Origin of the sequence: Thiocystis violacea (assembly GCF_016583565.1) — a bacterium.
In the GTDB taxonomy this organism is placed as follows: domain Bacteria; phylum Pseudomonadota; class Gammaproteobacteria; order Chromatiales; family Chromatiaceae; genus Thiorhodococcus; species Thiorhodococcus violaceus_A.
In genome coordinates this window covers 1-5,340 of sequence record NZ_NRRF01000136.1, presented here as the reverse complement: position 1 = coordinate 5,340, position 5,340 = coordinate 1, and the positions used below count along the sequence as shown (strand labels likewise).

The 5,340-nt window shown below is 63.6% G+C and carries 4 protein-coding genes and 1 pseudogene; 2 read left to right on the top strand and 3 right to left on the bottom strand.

Translation table 11 applies throughout. From position 1 onward, the window contains the following. Together CKO23_RS27050 and CKO23_RS23720 are read left to right on the top strand one after the other, a co-directional pair. A pseudogene (locus tag CKO23_RS27050) lies at nt 1–124 on the top strand (IS1595 family transposase); the annotation flags it as partial. A 49-nt stretch (nt 125–173) separates the two neighbouring features. Beyond that, on the top strand, nt 174–1,265 hold the full coding sequence (locus CKO23_RS23720; protein WP_207168678.1) for a universal stress protein: 1,092 nt from the start codon (nt 174–176) through the stop codon (nt 1,263–1,265). Nucleotides 1,266–1,568: 303 nt separating this feature from the next. Here CKO23_RS23720 and CKO23_RS23715 read toward each other — a convergent pair whose 3' ends face one another. The 3 genes from CKO23_RS23715 to CKO23_RS23705 all read right to left on the bottom strand — a co-directional run bounded on the left by CKO23_RS23715 (nt 1,569) and on the right by CKO23_RS23705 (nt 4,606). Beyond that, nucleotides 1,569–2,465 (bottom strand): DUF2333 family protein, encoded by an 897-nt coding sequence (locus CKO23_RS23715; RefSeq protein ID WP_242482697.1) that lies wholly within the window; start codon nt 2,463–2,465, stop codon nt 1,569–1,571. 306 nt (nt 2,466–2,771) lie between these two features. Then, complete coding sequence (locus tag CKO23_RS23710) at nt 2,772–3,443, bottom strand: histidine phosphatase family protein (protein ID WP_200335839.1); 672 nt, start codon at nt 3,441–3,443, stop codon at nt 2,772–2,774. Between the two features lie 959 nt (nt 3,444–4,402). Continuing rightward, entirely contained in the window at nt 4,403–4,606 is a 204-nt protein-coding gene (locus tag CKO23_RS23705; protein WP_200335838.1) for a YgaP family membrane protein, read from the bottom strand. Nucleotides 4,607–5,340 lie beyond the last annotated feature (734 nt).

The window sequence follows — 5,340 nt, the reverse complement described above, 5'->3', positions numbered from 1 at the left end:
TGCCAGCTACCTGAACGAGTTCGTGTTCCGCTTCAACCGCCGGCGGTCCCGCAGCCGTGGGATGGTGTTCTACCGGGTACTCGAACTCGCGATTGCGAACGAGCCTGTGCGCTACAAGGAACTCGCACTGACCCAGCGACCCCGAACAGTACTCCCCACCCCGCCGAGGGCAAATGGCCACCCGCCAAGCCTCGACCTCCCTCCCGCAAACCGTCCGTGGAGGAACTCCGGTTAAGTGGAGAGCCCAGACGCAGGATACCAATCGCTTCGGCGCCCTTTGGACCAGGATTGCAGGTGAGACGATGCGACAGCCAACAAACATTCTCTATTTCGCCGACGGTGTGTTCGGCCCCACCCGCGCACTCGGGCGCGCGATCGACCTGGCGTGCCGACACCGGGCCAGGCTTACCCTGATGGACGTGACCATCGAAACGGGTATCGGCGCGGAGCTGATCAAGCGCTACGGACTCGACGACGACATCCAGCAGAGCGAGCAGCGCTATGCGGCGCTGTCGCAACTCGCCTCCGACGCGATCGCCGACCTGCCGCCGCCGCGGCTACGCGTGACGATTGGTCATCCGTTCATTGAGGTGATCCAGGCGGTGCTGCGCGATGGTCACGACCTCGTGATCAAACCGGCGCGGCAACTGCCGGGGGCAGGCAGGCTGTTCGGTAGCAACGATATGCACCTGCTGCGCAAGTGCCCCTGTCCCGTCTGGATCGACCGGGAGAGCGAACGCGGCGAGCTAAGCCCCGCTTCGGCACGCCCTTCGCCGTGCCAGCGCGTGGTCGCGGCCGTTGACCCGGTCGCGCCCGGCACCGAGGCGCTCAATGCGCGCATCCTCGACACGGCCGCGGCCATCGCGGAGCAGGATGGGGCTGAGCTGCACCTGGTGCATGCGTGGCAGCCACCCTTCCCCTATGCGGGTCCCGCCGACGCCCACCCGACGCCAGCGGGACCGTCGCTCACCGAGGCCTTCGGGCGCATCGAGCGCGTGCACCGTGACGCGATGGATTCACTGATCGCGACCACCAAGGGCGCGGTCGGCTGCGACGGCCACCTGGTCCGCGGTGCGCCGGCCACCGAGGTCATCGCCTGCGCCAATGCACTCGCTGCTGACTTGCTGGTCATGAGCACGCTGAGTCGTCCGCGGGAGTCGGGGCTGTTCATTGGCACGACCGCCGAGGACATCCTGCAGACGGCCATGCTGTCGGTCCTGGCGCTGAAGCCCGAGGGCTTCGTCTCGCCGGTCGGACTCGGGTGATCCCTGGGGCGAACCGCCAGTGATCCGACGGAACCCCACGGATCTGGTTACGCGCGAATCACGCATCCCGTTCCCCGGGTCATGGTTTGGCTGCGTAGAGGCTCTGCGCGATCCGCGCTGGTGGGATCGGCACAGGGTTCGTCAACAACTGCTTGCAACGCTCCGACGCTAACCGCGGCCCTCGCTGTCTTGCGCATTACGACGCAGTGTCCCCCGTCGGCAGAGGCGCCAGTCACGCGCGGGCGGAAACGATGTAAACCGAGCCCAGAGCGAGAAACGTCGTCTCGCGGACCGACCGAGTCATCAGCCGCGTTCGAGCAGCACGCGCAGATCGAGCACCGCAGCGTTGGCGCGCGAGATGTAGGATCCCATTACCAATGAATGATTCGGAAACAGACCGTAACCGTGACCATTGAGCACAATGGGACTCCACTTGGGCAGACTGGCGCCCTGCAGATCGCGCAGCACCTGTTGCAGGGAAAGTTGGGCGTTCTTGTCGCCCAGCACATCGGCGAAGTCGATCGCCAGGGCTTGTATGGTGTGCAGCAACGCCCAGCTGTAGCCGCGGGCTTCGTAGAAGACGTCGTCGATCCGGTACCAGGGGGTTTGGTCGAGCGGCGGCGCGCTGTGCAAGACGAGTGCCGCAGTCAGCTCGGGTTCACCCACGCTAGCGCTCAGGCGCTGCGCGTAGCTGCCAAGGCGCTTTTCGACGACTTGCAGATAGGCACTCAGATTGTCGGCGCGCGTGTAGAATTTGGCGGATCGGTCGGTCCCCGACATCAGTGCCTTCATGTAACGCCCCAGCGCGTCCAAACCGCGCCGGTATTCTGCTTCGGTCGATGGCAGCATCCAGGATGAGGCGTTGTAGTTGAATTGCGATTCGGCCTCGCGCAGGTCGCGATTCTCGGTCGACTGCGTCTGTGAACGGCTGAAATCGTTGCGCAAGGCGGCCACCGAATCGCGCAGTTCCGTCAGCACGCCGAATTCCCAATGCGGCGTGTTGTCCATCAAGAGGCCCGGAGGCAGCACGTCATTGCTCAAATAGCCGCCGGGTTTGTCGAGCAGTGCCTCAGCGATACCCATCACGGCCGATACGGTCGCGACGCCGGGCTTCAGGGTGACGTTCTCGCCATCGAACCGCTGCAAGGCTTCCTGGGAGACATCGAGATGCGTCGGCTGTATCGACCAGTAGGCGCCCAATCCACCAATCACCATGATCAACAACAACAGGCCGCCGCCGATCAGGGCACCGAGCCCGAGGCCAGGACGCCCGGCGACTTGAGCCGAGGCTCTCTGGATCTCGCGAGGGGTCTCCTTCATCACGATTCGCTCCCGTGGTTCATTGATGATGCTCAGGTTCGTTCCAAGTATCTCAGGTACGAGCAGCTCCAGCGCGAATGCCTGCCAAGGCATCCAGGTCAGCCATGACGATTAGGTCAACCATGACAAGCCCATGAGCGCGACTCGGGCGCGCTCGGCAAGTGCAGCGGTGCCGCGACCGGTTCTTCAGGTGGATCCTGACCACCAGCGGGACAGACGCCTTTGAAACACGCGGGCCGGCATGCCCTCGTAGTGGGAGACGTCATTGAACAGGCGCAGTCGGGCGCGCACCTCGGTTGCGAAGTCCAAGATCGTCAGCCCTGCGGGGCTCTGGTCAAGCCGATCACGATAACCGCGGGCGTCGAAGCCCAGTAGACTGCTGATCAGGAGTCGGTTCGTTCCCTTGTGCGAGACGATGAGCACCGAGCGGTGCCGATGCCGCTGCACGATACGGCGCATCACCGGCAACGCACGGGCCAACACCTGGATGCCGGATTCGCCGCCCTCGGGCGCGACGGTGAGAGGGTCTTCCTGCCAGGCCTCATACTCATCGGCGAAGTTCCGCTCGACCTCATCGCGCGTCAGCCCCTCCCAGCGTCCGTAATCGATCTCGCGCAGATCAGGTTCCTGGCGGGGCTCCAGCCCGTGGGGCGTTGCGATGAGCCGCGCGGTCTCCATCGTGCGACCCAAGGGGCTCGCGTAGACCGCATCCAAGGTGTCGCAGCGGAGCCGCTCGGCAAGCGCGACGACCTGGCGCCGCCCGTCCTCAGACAGGGGTACCTCGCTCGCGCCGGCGAAGCGATCCTCCTCGGTCAGAACCGTCGCCCCATGGCGGACCAAATAGATTCGGGTGGGCATAGATTGTCTCCAGATGCAGCCATCGTGGCATGTTGGGTTAGGCCGCGGCACCCGGGCAGAGCTGGAGGATCCCCGACATCTGCCACTCAAATAGACCGCGCCGAGCGCGGTCTGTGATGTTGTTGGATTCGATTCAGATACGGTTTGGCGCCGATCACGGACAGGCCCAGAAGGACAGCCTTGAAAGAGCGGCATTGCTCGTTGATATCCGAGGCTCCTGGGCCACCGCCGATCGCTGCAGCCCGCAGACCACCCACCTTGGACGATCACCCCAAGCCAATACTGGACTGGACTTCATGCCCTCGGTTTCGAAGGCGACGAGCGCATTTTCTGGTCATCACCCTCCCCTGCGCTCGATCGCTCCGCCGCATCGCTCGGACGTGCCAGCCGCGCGAGGAGATGTCGCCCCAGCGCCCACGGATGCACATTGGTAGCGCTCGCAACATCCGTCAGCCAAGTCGTTGGAGTTGGTCCGGGCGTCTTGCCCCGGCGAACCTCCTGCCTCAGGCCGTGGCTGGGCTCCCAGCGTGGCTTGGATGTCCTGTCCGTAGCCACGGTAGCCCCTTGCCGGAGTTGGTTTCACCGCCAAAAGCGCGCTCGCAAGCGTGCCTTTGTGTCGACTCTGGTTCTTGAGGTGCCGCCAAAAGGTCCGTTACGCGTCAGATTAACGTTCGGTTGGTCGGTCGGTCGGCTTCGAATGGAGGCGCCACTCTCCGAGCGAACGATCCATCCGGGTTGAACTCGACTGCCGTGAACGAACGTTCGTCGCCCTGGGCAGAGCAGCCTCACGGCACGGCAGCCGAAGCGTGAGAACGCCGTCCTTTAGCGTGTCAATCGCCTCCACCTCGGGGACACCGCCACGGGCATACTGGCCCGCGCAAGATGGGCAGTGTGGAATGTGGAATGTGTCCCGAGAGTTGGAAGCGATGAATCTCACGGCTGGTACGGCGTCGATTGCTTCAGTCGTTCGCAGCATCTTTCGCCGTGTTGATCCCGAGCGGGACGTAGGCGAGGCAGGTGCCGAAATAGGCCGTCCCCAGCAGAATGAGGCCGATGATATCCAACCACCACAGGCCAGTGACGATGCCTAGCAGGATCGCGGCACCGCCTGCGGCGAAACGGATGTTACGGTCTTGCTTGCCCACGTTGTTGACCAATTTCATACAATCACCTCGATGTTTTCGTGTCTCAGGATTGGTTTGAGCGACGCCGGTCGGCCGAGACCTTCCTAGCGCCTACTGCCGAGGACATGGGGCCATCGCAGCCAATTTCCCGTCCTCAGGCGGCGCGCAGGTGTTTGGAGCACCCATCGCGCTAAACATGCGGCTCTTTGTGGGTTTTGAGGACATGCCGGATGACCACCTCGATCCACTCCGTCCCAAATTTAGAAATCAATACATGACGGGCAGGTTTTGTGTAGCTCTGCGGGGAAAGAAGTATGGTCATGGGACGTGTCCTCAAGACCCGATATGAGCCAGGGGCGCCAGGGGCGCCAGGGGCGCCAGGGGCGAGTGTAGTTCGCGGGGAACGTCAGCACTCCGAGCGCTCGGTAGCATCCATCCCCCAAGGTCGGCATCACCCGCTACCCTTGCACCTCGCCTGCTTTCGTGTACACATTGGCGTGCGCGTTGCCGCTCACTCCGCAAGGCTCGATAGTGGGCTCGCGGCGCACGATTACTCAGGCGGGAGTCTAGCCCGCCAGAGCGCGCGGCCTTGCCAGACCGCACTGTCCCCGGATCTCGCCACCTTTGTCGGCCGAGGCAAAAAGCAAGACCTGGGTGACCTGGCAATGGTTGCCGACTGTGAGAGAACCGCGCAAGCGGGAAGCTCTCCCGAGTAAGGCTTAGTCAGCCGCTCGGAAGTGTAATGACTCGACGGCACAAGCCTGAAGGTCAGA

Coding starts and splice junctions, on each gene's coding strand:
- CKO23_RS23710 (WP_200335839.1), bottom strand. CDS start 3,443: ATGCCCACCCGAATCTATTTGGTCCGCCATGGGGCGACGGTTCTGACC.
- CKO23_RS23720 (WP_207168678.1), top strand. CDS start 174: ATGGCCACCCGCCAAGCCTCGACCTCCCTCCCGCAAACCGTCCGTGGA.
- CKO23_RS23705 (WP_200335838.1), bottom strand. CDS start 4,606: ATGAAATTGGTCAACAACGTGGGCAAGCAAGACCGTAACATCCGTTTC.